General features: G+C 66.4%; 14 protein-coding genes. 7 read left to right on the top strand and 7 right to left on the bottom strand.

The genetic code is table 11. The annotated features are described in order from the left end of the window. Positions 1-156: 156 nt before the first annotated feature. The 3 genes from D3654_RS17780 to D3654_RS17770 are packed head-to-tail and all read right to left on the bottom strand — an operon-like array spanning position 157 to position 3,390. Positions 157-2,721: a heavy metal translocating P-type ATPase gene (locus D3654_RS17780; RefSeq protein ID WP_280960130.1), complete on the bottom strand. Its 2,565-nt coding sequence runs from the start codon at positions 2,719-2,721 to the stop codon at positions 157-159. Positions 2,722-2,729: 8 nt separating this feature from the next. Then, positions 2,730-2,972: a heavy-metal-associated domain-containing protein gene (locus D3654_RS17775; RefSeq protein WP_245413315.1), complete on the bottom strand. Its 243-nt coding sequence runs from the start codon at positions 2,970-2,972 to the stop codon at positions 2,730-2,732. 49 nt (positions 2,973-3,021) lie between these two features. Continuing rightward, positions 3,022-3,390, bottom strand: coding sequence for a metal-sensitive transcriptional regulator (locus D3654_RS17770; RefSeq protein ID WP_120522782.1), 369 nt, complete (start codon positions 3,388-3,390; stop codon positions 3,022-3,024). Positions 3,391-3,514: 124 nt separating this feature from the next. On the opposite strand from D3654_RS17770, the gene D3654_RS17765 reads away from it, so the two are divergent. Next, positions 3,515-3,949, top strand: coding sequence for a rhodanese-like domain-containing protein (locus tag D3654_RS17765; RefSeq protein ID WP_120522781.1), 435 nt, complete (start codon positions 3,515-3,517; stop codon positions 3,947-3,949). 64 nt (positions 3,950-4,013) lie between these two features. On the opposite strand, the gene D3654_RS17760 is transcribed toward D3654_RS17765, so the two are convergent. The 3 genes from D3654_RS17760 to D3654_RS17750 form a co-directional block, all read right to left on the bottom strand. Further along, on the bottom strand, positions 4,014-6,602 hold the full coding sequence (locus tag D3654_RS17760; protein ID WP_120522780.1) for a GH32 C-terminal domain-containing protein: 2,589 nt from the start codon (positions 6,600-6,602) through the stop codon (positions 4,014-4,016). 171 nt (positions 6,603-6,773) lie between these two features. Next, complete coding sequence (locus tag D3654_RS17755) at positions 6,774-7,979, bottom strand: NosD domain-containing protein (protein WP_120522779.1); 1,206 nt, start codon at positions 7,977-7,979, stop codon at positions 6,774-6,776. A 211-nt stretch (positions 7,980-8,190) separates the two neighbouring features. Next, the gene (locus D3654_RS17750) at positions 8,191-8,436 is read right to left on the bottom strand and encodes a hypothetical protein (RefSeq protein WP_120522778.1); all 246 of its coding nucleotides are present in this window, start codon (positions 8,434-8,436) and stop codon (positions 8,191-8,193) included. Positions 8,437-8,658: 222 nt separating this feature from the next. Between D3654_RS17750 and D3654_RS17745 the strand changes: the two genes are divergently transcribed. The 6 genes from D3654_RS17745 to D3654_RS17720 all read left to right on the top strand — a co-directional run bounded on the left by D3654_RS17745 (position 8,659) and on the right by D3654_RS17720 (position 16,026). After that, positions 8,659-9,939 (top strand): ABC transporter substrate-binding protein, encoded by a 1,281-nt coding sequence (locus tag D3654_RS17745; protein WP_120522777.1) that lies wholly within the window; start codon positions 8,659-8,661, stop codon positions 9,937-9,939. 93 nt (positions 9,940-10,032) lie between these two features. Then, entirely contained in the window at positions 10,033-10,920 is an 888-nt protein-coding gene (locus D3654_RS17740; protein WP_120522776.1) for a carbohydrate ABC transporter permease, read from the top strand. After that, positions 10,920-11,873 carry a carbohydrate ABC transporter permease gene (locus D3654_RS17735; protein WP_120522775.1) on the top strand — a complete coding sequence of 318 codons (954 nt, stop codon included), beginning with the start codon at positions 10,920-10,922 and terminating at the stop codon, positions 11,871-11,873. Before D3654_RS17740 ends, D3654_RS17735 begins: the two co-directional genes overlap by 1 nt. Before the next feature lie 117 nt (positions 11,874-11,990). Next, a complete protein-coding gene (locus tag D3654_RS17730) occupies positions 11,991-13,031 on the top strand; it encodes a LacI family DNA-binding transcriptional regulator (protein WP_120522774.1) in 1,041 nt (346 codons plus the stop codon). 42 nt (positions 13,032-13,073) lie between these two features. Beyond that, a complete protein-coding gene (locus tag D3654_RS17725) occupies positions 13,074-14,675 on the top strand; it encodes a glycoside hydrolase family 32 protein (RefSeq protein ID WP_120522773.1) in 1,602 nt (533 codons plus the stop codon). A gap of 19 nt (positions 14,676-14,694) precedes the next feature. After that, positions 14,695-16,026 (top strand): right-handed parallel beta-helix repeat-containing protein, encoded by a 1,332-nt coding sequence (locus D3654_RS17720; protein WP_120522772.1) that lies wholly within the window; start codon positions 14,695-14,697, stop codon positions 16,024-16,026. A gap of 5 nt (positions 16,027-16,031) precedes the next feature. Here D3654_RS17720 and D3654_RS17715 read toward each other — a convergent pair whose 3' ends face one another. After that, on the bottom strand, positions 16,032-17,180 hold the full coding sequence (locus tag D3654_RS17715) for a GGDEF domain-containing protein (protein ID WP_120522771.1): 1,149 nt from the start codon (positions 17,178-17,180) through the stop codon (positions 16,032-16,034). Positions 17,181-17,601: the final 421 nt, after the last annotated feature.

Here is a 17,601-nt window from a genome sequence, read left to right as displayed (position 1 = left end):
CGCCCCAAATGGCCATGGTGTGTCTCCTTTTGGTTTGTCGCGGACCCGAACTCTTCGGCATCCCCAATACCTAGACGCTATCCCGGCTGTGTGAGGGGTGTCGATGGGAACCCCTCCCCATGAAGAGGTCCCCACCGACACCCAGGGCCCAAACCGCTACTTGCCGAAGCCGCGCAGCCTCAGGGAATTGGCCACCACCAGCACCGAGCTGGCGGCCATCGCGGCGCCCGCGATCATCGGGTTCAGCAGCCCCAGGGCGGCCACCGGAATGCCGATCGCGTTGTAGAAGAACGCCCAGAACAGGTTGACCTTGATGGTCCGCAGGGTCCGCCTGGACAGCTCGATCGCCTGCACCAGCTGCCCCAGGTCGCTGCCCATCACGGTCAGGTCCGAGGCTTCGATGGCCACATCCGTGCCCGAGCCCATCGCGATGCCCAGGTCCGCCTGCGCCAGGGCTGCGGCGTCGTTCACGCCGTCGCCGGCCATCGCCACCGTGGCGCCCTTCGCTTGCAACTGCCGGACGGCGTCCACCTTGCCTTCCGGCAGCACGCCGGCGAACACGTCTTCCGGTGCGATCCCGACGGCGTCCGCCACCTGGGCGGCCACCGCGGCGTTGTCGCCGGTCAGCAGCATCGGCCTGATGCCCAGCTCCAACAGCTGCGCGATCGCCGCTGCGGAACCGTCCTTGATGGTGTCCCGCAGGGCCACGATTCCGGCGGCCATGCCGTCCACGGCCACCCAGATCGCGGTGGCGCCGCCGGCCTCCGAGTCCGCCAGCGCCTTCCGCTGTGCCTCGTCCGGGGCGATCCCGTTTTCTTCCAGCCAGCCGGAGCGGCCCACGACGACGGTCTGCGGCGTGCCGTTCAGCGCAACCGTTCCGCGGACCCCGCCGCCGGCCGCCGAACTGAAGTCCGAGACGGCAGGCAGGCTGCCGCCGTCGGGCAGTGCGTCCCTGGCGGCTGCGGCGATGGCGTGCGCGATCGGGTGCTCGGAAGCGGCCTCCACCGCGCCCGCCAAGACGAGGACGTCCGCCTCGCGGTGTCCGTTCAGGGGTGTGGTTCCGTGCACGGCCAGCTTGCCGCTGGTCACCGTGCCGGTCTTGTCCAGCAGGATGGTGTCCACGGTACGGGTGTCCTCCAGGACCTGCGGGCCCTTGATGAGGATGCCCAGCTGCGCGCCGCGGCCGGTGCCGGTCAGCAGCCCCACCGGGGTAGCGAGCCCCAGGGCGCACGGGCAGGCGATCACCAGGACCGCGACGGCGGCCGTGAAGGACGCGTCCAGCTCACCGGTGGCCAGGAACCAGGCCAGGAACGTGAGCACCGCGAGCACCAGCACCACCGGCACGAACACCGCGCTGATGCGGTCCGCGAGCCGGGCGATGGGTGCCTTGCCGGTCTGCGCCTGGCTGACCAGCCGCCCCATCTGGGCCAGCGTGGTTTCCGAACCCACCCGGGTGGCGCGCACCAGCAGCCGGCCCGAGGTGTTAATGGTCGCGCCTGTGACCGGGCTGTCCGGGCCGACCTCCACCGGGACGGACTCGCCCGTCAGCAGCGAAGCGTCGACGGCGGACGCGCCGTCCGTGACCACGCCGTCGGTGGCGATCTTCTCGCCCGGGCGGACTACGAACACGTCGCCCACGCGGAGCTCATCCGCCGGGACCTTGTGCTCGACGCCGTCCTTCAGGATGGTGGCGTCCTTGGCGCCGAGGCTCAGCAGGGCCTTGAGGGCGTCGCCGGCCTTGGCCTTCGCGTTCGCCTCGAGGTAGCGGCCCAGTAGCAGGAACGTGGTGACCACCGCGGCGACCTCGAAGTACAGGCCACCACCCATGCCCTCCATGGCTTCCATGCCCGGGTGCTCCGTCATGGCTGGATTGCTGATGAGCTGCCACGCCGAGTACAGGTAGGCCGCCAGCACGCCGATCGAGACGAGCGTGTCCATGGTGGAGGCGAAGTGCCTTGCGTTGATCGCGGCGGCCCTGTGGAAGGGCCAGGCCGCCCAGCTCACCACCGGCAACGCCAGCGCGGCCGCCACCCAGCCCCAGTGCGCGAACTGCAGCGCAGGGACCATGGAAATCGCGAACACCGGCACGGTCAGAACGGCGGCGGTGATCAGCCGGGGGCGGAGCTGTTTCGCGGCCGGGCCGTGGTGCATGTGGTCGCCTTGCGCGGTGTGCACGGTATGGTCGCCAGCCGCGACGCCGCCAGCGCCATGCTCTGCATGCTCGGTCGTTCCTCCCCACGAGCCCCCCGTCCTCGCAAGCTCGGCCGGGGACCCCTGCTCGTGTGGGCCCACCTTAGACGCATGCTGCCGCATGACACTGTCACCGACGCTGTGGTCGTGTTCCGTTCCGCTGTGCTCACCATGCTCGCCGGCGGTGTGCTCGTCCGCGGGGCCGGCATGCGGCAGCGCGCGTCCAAGCGACGAAGGAGCGAGCGCGCCGAGCATGTCGGTTTCGCGGCCGGGCGAGTGGGTGGCTGGTTGGTTTTTGAGGTAGGCCTTGTAGCCCGTGGCGTTGACCGTGTCCACGATCTGTTGGTCCGTGATGTCGGCCGGGACCGTGACGCTGGCGGATTCGAGGGGGAGGTTCACGGAGGCTTCGACGCCTTCCAGTTTGCCGAGCTTCCGCTCCACCCGGGCCACGCATGATGCGCAGGTCATGCCCTCGATATCCAGTTCGATGATGCGGGTACCTTGCTGCTTGAGTAAGTCCTGGTTCCCCACGATGCCCCCTATGCGTCGTTGGCCACGACCAGGTATCCGGCCTCGGCCACGGCTTCGCCGATCTCAGAGGGAGAGAGTTCCTGGGTGGAAGTGATGGTCACTGTCGAGATGCCGCCTGCGTTCAGGTCGATCGCCACGTTCTTCACGCCGTCGAGGGCTTCGATTTCCTCGCTGACCGCCGAAACGCAATGCCCGCAGGTCATGCCCGAAACGCTGACGTTGGTCTGGATGGTGGCGCTGTTCTGGCCCATGGCGTACTCCTTGGTGGTGAGTTGGATGGTGTGGTGAGAGTTTGCGGGGTTACCGCAGCAGGCGCCCGATGGCATCCGTGGCCTCCTTGACCTTGACGTTGATGATTTCCGCACGGGCCTCGGGATCGGGTTCCGACGCCGCACCCACCACGCAATGCCCGATGTGCTCCTCCAGCAGGCCGAGGCTGACGGCGTGCAGCGCCTTATTGACGGCGGCGACCTGGGTGAGGATATCGATGCAGTACTTGTCCTCGTCCACCATGCGGGCGATCCCGCGGACCTGTCCTTCGATCCGCTTAAGCCTGCGCAGGTAGGAGTCCTTGTTCGAGGTGTAGCCGTGCTGGGCGTGCGGCTCTTCGGGAATGTCCGAAGCAGGGGCAACGCCGGCCGGGGTGGTGAGGGGGTCTACCGTGCTCATGTCCCCAATGTATACCCCCCGGGGGTAATTGGCAAGTACCCCCGGGGGGTATACGTCCGATGCGTCGCGGGATGCCGGCAACTATGATTGCGCTCGGTTTGGGAAGCTCTGAGAAAGGAAAGCCATGCAGAACCCGGCACAGGAGAACATCCCGGACGGACGCGGCCCTTCGGAGTACTTCCGTGCGAAACTCCGCTTCGAAATCGACGTCATGGACGTCGCTGAGGCCACGCCCGGCAGTTTCGTGCTCGTGGACACCCGGCGCCAGTCTTCCTGGGACCACGGGCACATCCCCGGCGCCCTCCACCTGCCGACCGCGCAGATCCCGGCCCGCGCCTCCGAGCTGATCCCCGCTGGCAGCCACGTGGTGGTCTATTCCTGGGGGCCGGGCTGCAACGGGAGCACCTTTGCTGCGCTCGCCTTCGCAGAGCTTGGCTACCCGGTCCAGGAAATGATCGGTGGGATCGAGTATTGGGCGCGGAACGGCCTGCCGGTGGAAACAGCGGACGGCGTGCGGGCGAACAAGCCCGATCCGCTGGTGACCGCGCACCAGGAGTGACCGCGCACCAGGGGTGAGCCCCGCCGTCGGCGTCCAACGCGCACGCCGACGGCGGGACCCTAACTCAGCCGCCCCACATCGCCGGGTACAGCGGCGTCACCGTCAGGCTCTCGAGCCGGGCGGTGCCGCCCTCGGAGAAAACGGAGATGCTGTTCGCGCCCGCGGCGGGGAAGACCTGGTCCGTGATGGTCGCCAGGCCGTCCTGGGCGAAGAGCTCCACCGAAGCCCGGTCCACATACAAGCGCAGGCGGAGGCGTCCGTCGATCAGTTCCACCCGGGCGTCTTCCACGGAGCTGAACGCCGGATGGAAGGCCACGTTGCCGGAGTTGCTCCTGTCGATGGAAAGCCGCTGCGTGGCGGTGGCGTAGCCGATCCTGGTTGACTGGCTGGCATTTCCGAGCACCTTCAGGCCGAACGACGATGCCGTGCCCGGCGTAAACTCGGCGTCGATCTGCACCACGTCCCCGGTGACCGGCAGCGTGGTCGTTCCCGGCTGGATGTCTTGGGCGGCCGCCGTGTAGGCGGCGGAGGTGTTCTTCAGCGCCTCCACCTGGGACACCACCTGCTGCCGCAGCCGCGGACCGGCCGGTGTCTGGGTCAGGACCACTTCACGCGGCAGGGCCATGGTTCCGCGCCACGTGCTGGTGGGGGTGTCCTGGCCGTAGTCCCAGTTGTTCATCCAGCCGAGCATGACGCGTTTTCCGCCGGGGACGTTGTTGAAGGACACCGTGGCGTAGTAGTCCCTGCCCTGGTCCAGCCAGTCGTGCGGCTCCAGGCGGGAGGTGTCCGAGGAAACGAACTCATCCGCCAGGATGTGCCCCCAGCCGCCGCGGTTGTTGTCCACGATCCTGATGGTGGCCTGGCTGCCCTTGAAGGCGCTGACATCCCACGCGGTCCAGGCCAGGTGTTCGGTATTGCCGCCGGTGGCGGTCCGGACCGTCTGGCCGTTGACCACCAGGTTCACCGTGGTTTCGCTGCTGCGGGCTTTTGCCGGTTCGGATCCGAGCACCATGTTATCCAAGGTCAGGTGTCCCCAGGGCCCCGCCGCGTTGTCCACGATCCGGATGCGCGCGATCTGGCCGTACCACGGCGAAACGTCCCAGTTCTGCCAGTTCAGGTCGCCGGAGTTCTTGCCCGTTGCGGTGCGGACCGGGACGCCGCCCACCAGCAGTTCCACTTGGAGCTGCCCGTCGGTCCGTGCGCCGCCGCCCAGGAGGAAGCCAATGTTGGTGTTGGTCAGGTAGAACTCGGGGGAGGTGATGGTGCCGACGTTGTTGTCCTGGTACGGGCCGCCCTCAAAGGTGTTGATCCGTTTCCCGATGGCGAATTCACCGCCCGACGTCGAGGGGTTCAGCGCCGCCTGGAAGTCGCCGCTGAGCTGCCAGCCGGCGTCGCTGAGCGTTCCGGGGTAGTCGAACCCATCGAACAGCAGATAGCCGGGAGGTGGCTGGTTACCTGACTGTTCGCCCGGGCCCTGCGGGTGCCTTCCGCCGGCCACCAGGAAGTTGAGGTAGTCCTTGTCCACCGTGAACGGCGCGGATTCCATAGTGCCCACGGGGTTGTCGCCGCCATGGAACCCGTTCACAAGTCCGGCGCCGATGTTGCCGGCCACCGCCATCTGTCCTGCGAGGCTTCCGGCGGCGGGGGCGCTTCCCCAGGGGCCGGCGCTGTTGGACGGGTCGTTCTGGACGTTCCATCCGCTGTAGGTGCCGCCGTTGAAGCCGGCGAGGATGTTGCCGGCCGGCAGCTGATCGGCGGGGTCGATGTTTTCAGCGGTGAAGGTGGTGCCGTTGAATGTGCCCACGAAGTACTGTCCGCCGCTGCCGCCAGCCAGCGCTCCAGGGTTGATGTTGACGGCGAGGACCCACTTGATGTTGTTCGGATTCCCGTCCACGGCGAGGGGGAAGAGATCCGGGCATTCCCATTGGCCGCCGAATGCGTTTGCCGGTCCGAAGTCGTCCAGGTAGGTCCAGTCCTTCAGGTTGCTGCTCTTGTAGAAGAGGACCCGGTGCTCGTCGGCTTCGACGGCGGCCATCACCCAGTAGTCCGGTCCGGAGGGGTTGTCGTACCAAAAGACCTTGGGGTCGCGGAATCCAGGGGTGTTCCGGTTGAGGACGGGGTTGCCGCTGTATTTCGTCCAGCTCTGCCCGTCGTCGGTGCTGTAGGCCAGGGATTGTGCCTGCTTGCCGGCGAGGGTGGGGTGGACGCCGGTGTAGTTGCTGGTGTACACGGCAACCAGGGGCGGGTTCTGGAGGCTCCCGAAGCCGCTGCTGTTCAGGGTGTCCACCACCACGGACCCCGAGAAGATTTCCTCGACGACCTCGCTCCCGTTGAAGCCGCGGGGAATGGCGAGGGGCTGCTCCTGCCAGTGGACGAGGTCCGTGGACGACGCATGGCCCCAGCTCATGTTGCCCCAGCGGGTCCCGTTGGGGTTGTACTGGTAATACAGGTGGTACTTGCCGTTGTGGTAGACCAGCCCGTTCGGATCATTCATCCAGTTCTTTTCCGGCGAGTAGTGCAGGTAGGGGCGGTATTGCTGCGTCGCCGGATCCGGGTCGGTGGCGCGGGCAGGGCTTATGGCTACGGCGAGGGAGGCGGCGGCCAGGGCCACGGCCGTCCCGAGTGACAGCAATGCTTTGGTGCGTCTGGTCATCTTTGACAGACCTTTCAAGAGTGCTTGCCTTGCGGTAGGTCGAAAGCGCGGTTCATCGAAAGCGCGGTTCATCGAAAGCGCGGTTCAGCGAACGACGACGGCGGGCATCACCTCAGGGGCGGCGTCCGCCGTCGTCGTTGTTCCGGCAGCTGAGCGGCCGGTGTCAGGGCGCTAGGGCGTCGCCCGGAATGAGTAATTCGAGGCGTACCTGACCACCTGGTTGCTGTCTCCGCTGTCCAGCACCTTGCAGCCGGACGTCGATGCATCCAGCACCACGGTGTGCACGGCGATCCCGGACACCGTGTTGTTCGTGGCGATGTAGTTGTTGTTCCCGGAGGCCACCAGGATGATCGTGGGCGTCTGGCCGGACGGGCTGACGGAACCTGAGGGCACGTCGAAGCTGAAGTGGTTGCCGATCACCGAGTTGCTGCCGCCGGCGATGTGGACCAGCCCGAAAAGGTCGTCCAGGCCGTTGTTGTAGGGCTTGAGCGGATCGAACGGCTCCATCTGGCGGAGGAAGTGGTTGTTGCTTACAAGGTTTTCCGTGCAGCTTCCCTCGAAGTTGACCATGCCCGGATAGAACGCGTGCAGGCGGTTGGCGGTGATCGAGGAGCGGGTGCAGTTCTTGAAATGCACGCTGCTCTTGCCGCGCGGGAAGATGTTGTTCCCGGTGACGAGGAGCCCGAAGTGGCCCTCGGCGAAGATCGAGAAGCCCACGTAACCGGCGCCGATCAGGTTGTCCGTCACCTTTGAAGCCTGGCCGGAACCGGTGAGCTCCACGCAGGATCCGCATTCGGCCAGGAAGTTGCCGCTCACGCTCAGGGCGTCGGTGTCCTTGACCACCAGCCCGCGTTCCAGGTACACCATGCCCATGCCTTCGACCCGGCAGGAATCGTTGGCGGAGTCGAAGAGAATGCCGGTCTTGCCGTTGGTGTAGTCGTTTTCGTTGCTGCCGAAGGAGACCCCGTCCAGGCAGAAGTTCTCGAACACCACGGAGCTCAGCCGCGGGTCGCCGGTCCGGTAGACCCGGAAGGCTTCGCCGGTGCCGTCGGTGTTTTCCACCCGCACACGGCTGCCGCCGGGGTTGATTTCGTGCCAGCTGGAGGTGTTGCCGGCGTTGTAGCGGATGCTCAGCGAGGTGAAGCCGTGGCCCGAGCCGCGGATGGTCAGGTAGCTGATGTCCACGTTCACGCGGGTCTTGAGGGAGTAGTCTCCCGGCGGAATGTAGATCACGGCGCCGGGCTTGGACGCCTGGCTGGTCTGCTGGCTCTTGATGTCGGCGATGATGCTGTTGATGATCAGCCCGATGTCGTTGTAGGGCGTGGCCGAGGGGTTGCCCGGTACGGACCAGGTGGTGACGTCGTAAACGGTGGTCAAAGCGTGTTCTCCTCACATCGTTGGGGGTGCTGCCTTCAGGTGCTGCGGTGCCGCGGTGCTGATGTGCTGCGCGGCGGAATCGCCGGAAGGGTGCGGAGTCGCTGGAATTTTCCGGCGATCCGGCAGCGTTCCGGCGACTTCGGCTGGTGGGCGGGCCCACGCCGCGGGTGCTGCCTTACCGAGCGCAGCGACGTTAGGGCTGCGGTGGGGCTTAGAGGACGCCGATCAGGTGCCGGTGTCCGCTGCCCGACGGCGCGTGGCCGGCGTCCGCCGTCGCGGGCGGTTCGGCCGGGGCTGCGTTCGCCGCGCCGCCGAATGCTGTGATCGCGACGGCGGTCCCCGCTGCTGTGGCGGCGGCCAGGACAGCGCGCAGCACTGTGCGGCGGCTGATGTCCGGGATGGGTTCCATCTGTTCTCCCTTGAACTGGATTTCCGTGGTGAAGCGGGGTGCAGCCAAAATGTGCCAAAACGTTTTATCGGCTGCGACGATGACTTTAGGACCACGCAAACCTTCGCGTCAAGGATCAACCCCTTGAAGTCGGCAGCCAAAACAATTTTTCTGTGACCCTTGACACGCCTCGTCGCCGTCCTTACGGTTGTGCCAAGTCGTTTTGGCAAAACGATTCTTCACCCCGATCAATCTCGCCATTTCCGTTCGAGAGAAAGTGAGTCGACAGCGATGTCCACTCGAAAGACCATCAACAGGTTCGCCGTCATCGGCGGCCTTTGCACCGCCGTCGCCCTTGCGGCCACCGGGTGCGGCGCTGGGGGCCCGTCTTCTACGGGTAGCGCCGCCAGCAGCACTGTCAACGTCCTCGTCGAGGCCGGCGGCCACGCCGAACTCACCGGGGTCGCCGAGCAGTGCAAGAAGGACACCGGCGTCACCGCCAACTTCGTCGAACTGCCTTACGACGGCATGTTCAACCGCCTGTCCAGCGAATTCTCTTCCGGCAACGTCTCCTTCGACGTCGCGGCTCTGGACTCCGTCTGGCTGCCGAGCTTCAAGGATGCCGTCCAGCCCATTGACGAACTCTTCACCGACGAGGCCAAGAAGGACATCTTCCCCGCCCTCGTCAAGGAAGCCAACGTGGACGGCCACTTCATCGGCATGCCCGCCTGGACCAACGCCGAGATCATCCTCTACCGCAAGGACCTCTTCGACGACCCCAAGAACAAGGCCGATTTCAAGGCCAAGTACGGCTACGAGCTGGCAGCGCCCACCACCTGGAAGCAGTACCAGGAAATCTCCGCCTTCTTCACCAAGGACGGCATGTACGGCACGGACGTGAAGGGCGCCGTCGAAACCGAATGGCTGGCCCACGTGCTGCAAGCCGGCTCGCCGATGGTCCTGGACGCCGACGGCAAGGTGGTGGTGGACAACGCCGCCCACAAGGAAGCCCTCGACTTCTACACCAGCCTGGTGAAGTCCGCTCCGTCCGGTGCCGCGCAGGTCGACTGGGCTGCCGCGCAGAACCTGTTCAACCAGGGCAAGACCGCCATGACCCGATTCTGGGCCCACGCCTACCGCCAGATCCCCAAGGATTCCCCGGTGGCAGGCAAGGTGGGCGCCGCCCCGATGATCGGCGGCAGCGCCGGCGTCGCGGGTGTCCCCGGCCCGTGGTACCTCTCCGTCCCCAAGGCCACCAAGAACACCGAGGCGGCCAAGAAGTTCGTCAAGTGCGCCTACGACCACAACAGCATGGGCATCGAATCCAGCCTGGGCCTGGCTGCACGCATCTCCGCCTTCGAGAAGTACCAGGACAAGACGGGCTACGAGAGCTTCAAGCCCCTGATCGAAACCCTCAGCGGCAAGGCGACCCAAACCCGGCCCGCCACCGCCAAGTGGCAGCAGATCGTGGACACCGTCCTCATCCCCACGCTGCAGAAGGCCGTGGCAGGCGGTGACTCCGCAGCCCTCCTCGCTGACGCCAAGAAGCAGATCGAGGCCCTCCTCAAGTAAGACTCCGCGGCCGGCACCTGTCCGTGCAGACGGCGCCAGCGCGCACTGCCAGCGCGGTGCCGGCCGCGGCCCCAACCAGCAGAAAAGAAAACCGTGCGTATCTCCGATCGCCGCTTCGCCCTCTTCCTGATGACGCCCGCGGCACTGTTCCTGGCCGTTTTCGTTGCTTACCCGCTGTTCCGCCTGGTGGCCGACAGCTTCTTCAAGATCTCGCCGATCGCCGGCGGCCCCCGCGACTTCGTGGGGTTCCAGAACTACCTCTCGGCGTTCGCCTCCGATGCCTTCATGGGTGCCGGGTGGCGGACCCTCGCCTACACCGTTGTGGTGGTGACCCTCGAGTTCGCCCTCGGGCTCGGCATGGCCCTGCTGTTCACCACCCTTGGCCGCAGGTCCCAGGTGTGGCGGACCGTCTTCCTGTACCCTTTGATGATCGCCCCGATCGTGGCCGGCCTGCTGTGGAAGTTCCTGATGATCGACAACTTCGGCCTCATCGGGACGCTCCTCCACCAGGCGGGAATCCTGTCCAACCCCAACCAGATCGGCTGGTTGTCCGACCCCAATATCGTGTTGTTCTCCGTGGCCATCCCCGACATCTGGCTCACCACGTCCTTCATGTGCCTTGTCCTCTTCGCGGGCCTGCAGAACATCCCGGGCGACCTGATCGAGGCAGCACGCCTGGACGGCGCACGCGCACCGGCGCTGCTGTTCCGGATCATCCTGCCGCTCCTGCGGCCAGTGATCGCCGTGGCCCTGGTGGTCCGCGGCATCGACGCGGCCCGGGCCTTTGACACCATCCTCATCCAGACCAACGGCGGCCCCCAGTCGGCCTCCGAAACCATGAGCCTGCTGATCTACCGCACCATGATCCGCTTCGGCGACCCGGGCCTCGCCAGCGCCATGGGCACCATCTACCTCGTCGCGATGCTCGCCGTCGCCTTCTTCGCGGTGGCCACCATCTGGCGGCCAGGAAAGGACAGCTGATGCGCGTCGCCGAACGTACCAGGCCCGACGCCGGGAAGGCGGCTGCGGTGACTGCCGGGAGTTCCGTACCAAGCACCACGCACGAGGGCGGCCGCAAGCGCCGAGGCGTCAACCGCGAAGGTCTCGAAGCCGGCCGCCGCAGTACCCGGACCATCCTCTGGATCCTGCTGGCCGCGGCCATGGTCCTGTACGGCTTCCCGTTTCTGTACCTGCTGTTCACGTCCTTCAAGACGCCGATCGACACCATCGCCGTGCCGCCCACCGTCCTGCCTAAGGAATGGACGCTCGAAAACTACGTGAATGCCCTCGGCCGCAGCGGCGTGGTGGCGTCCTTCATCAACAGCATCCAGACGGCCATCATCAGCACCCTGCTGTCGCTGGTGCTGGCGATACCGGCGGCCTACGGCATCACCCGCTACAAGACGCCGAGCGGCCGGGTGTTCATCATGGCTGCGCTGGTCACCCGCATGGTGCCGCCGGTGGCCATCGGCATTCCGCTGGCGTCCATGATGGCCTCCGTGGGAATGGCGGATACGCCCATCGCGCTGTCCATTGCCCACACCACGATTTCGCTGCCGCTCTCCATCTGGCTGATGTCCAGCTTCTTCGAGGCCGTCCCGCGCGACCTGGAGGAAGCGGCCACGGTGGACGGCTGCAGCCGGCTCGGTGCCCTGTGGCGGGTGGTGATTCCGGTGGTTTCGGGCGGGATCGCCGTCACCGCGATCTTCGCCTTCCTGGCTTCCTGGAACGAGTTCCTCTTCGCGCTGCTGATGACCGCGATCCGCTCGCAGACAACGCCCGTGGTGATCGCGAACTTCCAAACCCAGTTCGGCCTCGACTGGGGATCGATGACCGCGCTCGCGGCGGTCTACTCGATCCCGGTCATCCTGCTGACCCTTCTCCTGCAGCGCAAGATCGTCGCTGGCATGACGCTGGGTGCTGTAAAGGGCTAGCGCCAACAAGGGGCGGCGCTAACAAGGGTCAGCGCCGCCAAAGGGCCGGGCCGCCAGCAACGAGTAGCCTACTGATAGCCCCCGGGGCATCAGCAACCATAAGGACGTGGGAGACAGATGAGCAACAAGACCATCGGCATCAAGGACGTGGCCCAGGCTGCCGGCGTCTCTGTGACAACGGTCTCCCACGTCCTCAATGACGTTGCCTACGCCCGGATCAGCCCCGAAACCCGGGACAAGGTCAGGAGCGTGGCGGAGCAGCTGGGCTATGGCCCCAACCGCCTCGCCCAGGCCCTGCGCACGCAGAGGACCGGCATGCTGGGCCTGGTCAGCGAGGAAATCGCCACCACGCCCCACGCGGGCCGGATCATTCTCGGCGCCGACGAGGCCGCGAAGGCGCGGGGCTACAACCTCATGATCATCAACACCCCGGGCTCGGCCAGCCTCGAATCCCGGCAGGCCGACGTCCAGGCCCTCCTGGAACGCCGGGTGGACGGCATCCTCTACGCCACCATGTACCACCGCAACGTGGAGCTTCCGGCCAACCTCGGCAGCGTACCCTCGGTCCTCGTCGACTCGGTGGCCACCGGCGGAAACATCACCGCCGTGATCCCGGACGAGGAGGGCGGTGCCCGCGCCGCCGTGGGCGCGCTCCTCGACGCGGGCCACACCCGGGTGGGCTTCATCAACAACACCGATGACGTCCCCGCCACCCACCAGCGGCTCGCGGCCTTCCGCGCCGTGCTGACCGAAGCAGGGCTCGACGGCGGCTCGGCACCTGTCGAGTCGGAGGTTTCCGAGGTGCATGGGGGCTATGAGGCGGCCCGGCGGATCCTGGCCCGCGAGGACCGGCCCACCGGCCTGTTCTGTTACAACGACCGGATGGCGATGGGCGCCTACCGCGCTGCCGCGGAGTTGGGACTCAGCATCCCGGACGACCTTTCGGTGGTTGGCTTCGACGACCAGGAGCTGATCGCCGCCAACCTTTACCCGGGCCTCACCACCGTGGCCCTGCCCCACTACGAGATGGGTGCCTGGGCCACGGAGCACCTGATTGACGCCATCGAGGGCAAGGCCGATCTTGCCTCCATGGCACTCCAACCGACCATCCTGGGCTGCCCGCTGGTGAGCCGCGAGTCCATCGCCGCTCCCCGGTAACACGCAGCCAGCCCCTTCCACCCCAAAGAGGAAACACCAGACATGTCCAGTCGCCTTGATGCCGCACGCCCGGAAACGGCCCCGGCCGTCACCACTAGATTCCGGCCTGCCATCCACTTCGCGGCAAGGGATACGTGGCTGAACGACCCGAACGGCCTGGTCTTCCACAACGGCCTGTACCACCTCTTCTTCCAGAACAACCCGTACGGCAGCGTCTGGGGCAACATGTCCTGGGGCCACGCCACCTCCCGCGACCTGCTGCACTGGACGGAACACCCTGTGGCCATTGCCTGCGACGAAACAGAGGACATCTTCTCGGGCAGCGTCGTCGTGGACCACGGCAACACCTCCGGCTTCGGCACGGCGGACGAACCCGCCCTGGTTGCCATCTACACCAGCGCCTTCAAGGCCCCGTCCGAACACGGCGGCACCCAGGCACAGTCCTTGGCGTACAGCACGGACGGAGGAATGACCTGGCGGAAATACACCGCAAACCCCGTCCTCACCAGGAACTCCGCGAACTTCCGCGACCCCAAGGTCTTCCGCTACGAAGGCGGCCAGGGCGCCTTCTGGGTGATGGTTGCCGTCGAAGCGCAGCAGCAGAAAGTAGTCCTCTACCGTTCGGACGACCTCAAGTCCTGGGACTTCCTGAGCGACTTCGGCCCGGCCAACGCCGACTCCGGCGAGTGGGAGTGCCCCGATCTCTTTCCCCTGCCCGTGGACGGGGATCCGGACACCGTCAAGTGGGTCCTGATCGTGAACATCAACCCCGGCGCGGTGGCGGGAGGATCCGGCGGCCAGTACTTCGTCGGACAGTTCAACGGCGCCCGGTTCGTCCCGGACGCCGGTTCACTTGCGGCACCCGCGGGACTGTCGTCGATCGCCGACGCCGGGGCGCGCTCCGCCGCCCTTCAGCAATGCCTGTGGCTGGACTGGGGACGCGACTGCTACGCCTCCGTGTCCTTCAGCGAAGTCCCCGATGGCCGGCGCATCATCATCGGCTGGATGAACAACTGGGACTACGCCAACGAACTGCCCACCGCCCCATGGCGGTCCTCGATGACCCTCGCGCGCGAACTCAGCTTGTCGACGGCGGGCCGCACCGCCGTCGCCGGTTCCGCCCCCCTCCTCCAGCAACCGGTACTTATCCAGCAACCGGTCCTGGCTGGGCCACCAGCGGAAGCCATGGGCACCTTCGAACTGCGGGATTCCGAACTGCGGGATTCCGCCGTCCGCCTGCCGGACGCGGTACCCGGCAGCGCCCACATCATCGAGGCGGAGATCCGGCCCGGGAATGCCGGGCGTGTCGATTTCCTGCTCCACGGAAGCAGCGACGGACGCGAGGGGACCGTCCTCAGCTACCACCCGGGCAGCGCCACACTCACCCTTGACCGCAGGCACTCCGGAGACACCGGCTTCCACACGAAATTCGCTTCGGCCGAGTCGGCCCCGCTGGTCCTGGAGGACGGCATACTCAAGCTGCTCGTCGTCGTCGACCATTGCTCGGTTGAAGTATTCGCCCAAGGCGGCAGGGTGGTCCTGACCGACCTCATCTTCCCCGAGGCCGGAAGCCGGGAAAACCGGCTCTCGGCGGAGGGCGGCACGGCAACCATACTGAAACTCGCGGTCTCAACACGCTCCTGAAGCACCAAAGGAAGAAGCCATGCAAAGCAACCACTACGACGTCACTACCTGGCCCGTCGGCAACGCGTCCAAGGACGTGGGCGAAGTCATCAACAGCATCATCGCCGACGTCAAAGAGCGCCAGACCGACACCGATGTGAACGACGGCGGGAAGCCGGGTGCCGTGATCTACCTCCCGCCGGGGGACTACCGCCTCCGCACGCAGGTGCTGATCGACATCAGCTTCCTGCGGATCCAGGGCGCGGGGCACGGCTTCACCTCGTCGAGCATCCGGTTCAATGTTCCCGAGGATGAGTGGCCCGGCCTGCACGAACTGTGGCCCGGGGGAAGCCGCATCCTGGTGGACCTTCCCGCCGGTGGGTCGGAGGCGGCCGGAGCCGCCTTCTACGTCGAGCGGACCGGGAGCCCGCGGATCAGCTCGGTGGAGTTCTCGAACTTCTGCATCGACGGGCTGCACTTCACCGACGACGGATCGGGGCTGCCGGCGGAGAACAGCTACGTGAACGGTAAGACCGGCATCTATGTGGCGAATGCCAACGATTCCTTCCGCGTCACGGGCATGGGGTTCGTCTACCTAGAGAACGCCCTCACCATCTACCACGCGGACGCGCTCTCCATCCACGACAACTTCATCGCCGAATGCGGAAGCTGCATCGAGCTGCGCGGGTGGGGACAGGCATCGAAGATCACCGACAACCTGATCGGAGCAGGCTTCAAGGGGCACTCGATCCACGCCGAGAACCATGGCGGGCTCCTGATCACCGCGAACAACGTGTTCCCCCGGGGTGCGAGCAGCGTGCACCTGCAAGGCGTCACGCGGTCGAGCGTCACCAACAACCGCCTGCATTCGTTCTACCCGGGCATGGTGGTCCTCGCGGCGAACAGTTCGGAGAACCTCGTGGCCACGAACCACTTCCTGCGCGACCACGAGCCCTGGACGCCTTTCCTGGGAGTCGGCAACGGACTGGACGACTTCACCGGGCTCCTCAGCGTGGACGGCAGCAACAACACCGTGGTGGGGAACCACTTCTCCGAAGTCATCGACGCCGGGAGCATCCGGCCGGCCGGTGCGACGCCCGTGATCATCCGGCTGCAGGCGGGGACCGGCAACTTCGTCTCCAACAACCACGTGGTGGCCCTGGACGTTCACGCCGCGTCCAGCGACTCCTGCTTCGCGGCCCAGGTAGACGCCCTGTTGGCCACCGAGGCCTCGGACAGCCTCGCAGTCACGGCCGTCCTGGTCGATTCCGAGTCGGCCCGGAACACGATCCTGGACTCCGGGACCGACGCGCAGGTCATCGCGGACAGGGCTGTCAACGCCTTCAGGGCCACACCGGCGATCGGGGGCTAGCCGCGCTACGGCTGCCGGCTGGCGAAGACCACCTGGTTCCTGCCGAGGGTCTTGGCCTTGTACAGGGCAGCGTCGGCAGCAGCGACCATGCGCGGCAGGTCGGCGTCGGCGATTGCGCTCGCCGCGACCCCGTAGCTCACGGTGGGGAATACGACGCCCTTAGGCGTGGGCGCGGCGGCCAGGGCACGGCTGATCACGGCGGCGATGACCTCCCCGGTTTCCTGTTCGGCTCCCGGGAGCAGGATGAGGAATTTCTCGCCGCCGTAGCGCCCCACGAGGTCGGTGGACCGGATCGAGGCGACGGCTGCGGAGGCGAACGCCTGGATGGCGGCGTCACCTGCGGCGCGGCCGTGTTTGTCGTTGAGTTCCTTGAAGCGGTCCAGGTCCGCCATGATCAACGTGGAGGCCGTCCCGGTCGCGTCCATGCGCTGCACCTCGCGGGCGGCCAGCTCCATGAAAGCCCTGCGGTTGAGGACGCCCGTGAGGCTGTCCCGGTTGGCGCGCTCGTTGAGGCCGCTGATCAGCTGGGCGTTGCTCAGCGCCGTCATGCTGAAAGACACTGTGACCAGGAGGGCGATGGTCAGCAAGCTGGTTACTCCGGAGCTGAACCAGGTCCGGAAGCCGGGGCCGTCGGGTCCTTCGAGCAGGTACACGGGCCAGCGGCAGAGATAGAAGGCCGCAAGGACTCCCGCGCCCACTGTAAGGGAACGGTTGACGTAGGATCTGCGGGGCCTAAGCAGCGCCAGCTCGCGGGTCGCCAGGCCAAGGCCCACGGCCATCAGGCCCAGGTACACCAGGCCGCCCGACCATTCGTTGGACTGCGGGTTTTCCAGCACCGAAGCCACCGCGGTGATCGCCGGGGGAGTGATGATGAGCCAGAGCGGGGTCGGCCGCAGCCGCAACGAACGCGCGCCGGCCCAGACGCTGAACGCCCCGCCGACCAGAAGGGCGTTGCCAAGCGGATCCGCCCAGACCTGGTGCGGCGTTCCGGTGAGGAGGAAGCCCATGTTCCCTGCCAGGAAGGCCACGAGCGAAATGCACCACCAGCCGCTGTATGGTGAGCGCGTCTGGCGGAACGACGCGAAAAACAACAAGCACAGGATGACCGAGACGACTCCGAAAGCCACCCTCAGGCTCAAAGTATCGAGTTCCATGACCTACTACCCCCTTGCGAGGCCAAGCCTAAGGCATTACGAGTGACATATGTTGTCAAGTTGCATTACCGGGACGCGAGGGTCCGCTGGGGCGAAAGGGGATTGCCCCGCACAGGAGTCAAACGCGCCGCCAAGGCGTTGAATATATGTAGCTGAAGATTCCTTCCCAAAAGCCCCGCAATGCGGTTAACAAGGCGGGGTCGGCGACGTGAGAGCCCTAAGGGGCCCGGGGCCCTGGCTCTCTCCCCAGCCGTCGTCGGCCCCCTCGGAAAGTCCGACGGCGGCACCTACCCGGGTGCCGCCGTCGTACTGTGTGCCGAACACCCTGCGGATGGCTCGCGGGTCTGGTCCCATCACCGCTGGCGGGTCTAGGCTCCAAAGCGACGGCGTGTGTCCGGCACGCCCCTGACTGCGGGTGGGT

The sequence above is a fragment of the Arthrobacter celericrescens genome (genome assembly GCF_003614925.1).
In the GTDB taxonomy this organism is placed as follows: Bacteria; Actinomycetota; Actinomycetes; order Actinomycetales; family Micrococcaceae; genus Arthrobacter; species Arthrobacter celericrescens.
The sequence above is the reverse complement of the archived record's forward strand: the minus strand, read 5'-3'. Positions and strand labels throughout refer to the sequence as shown.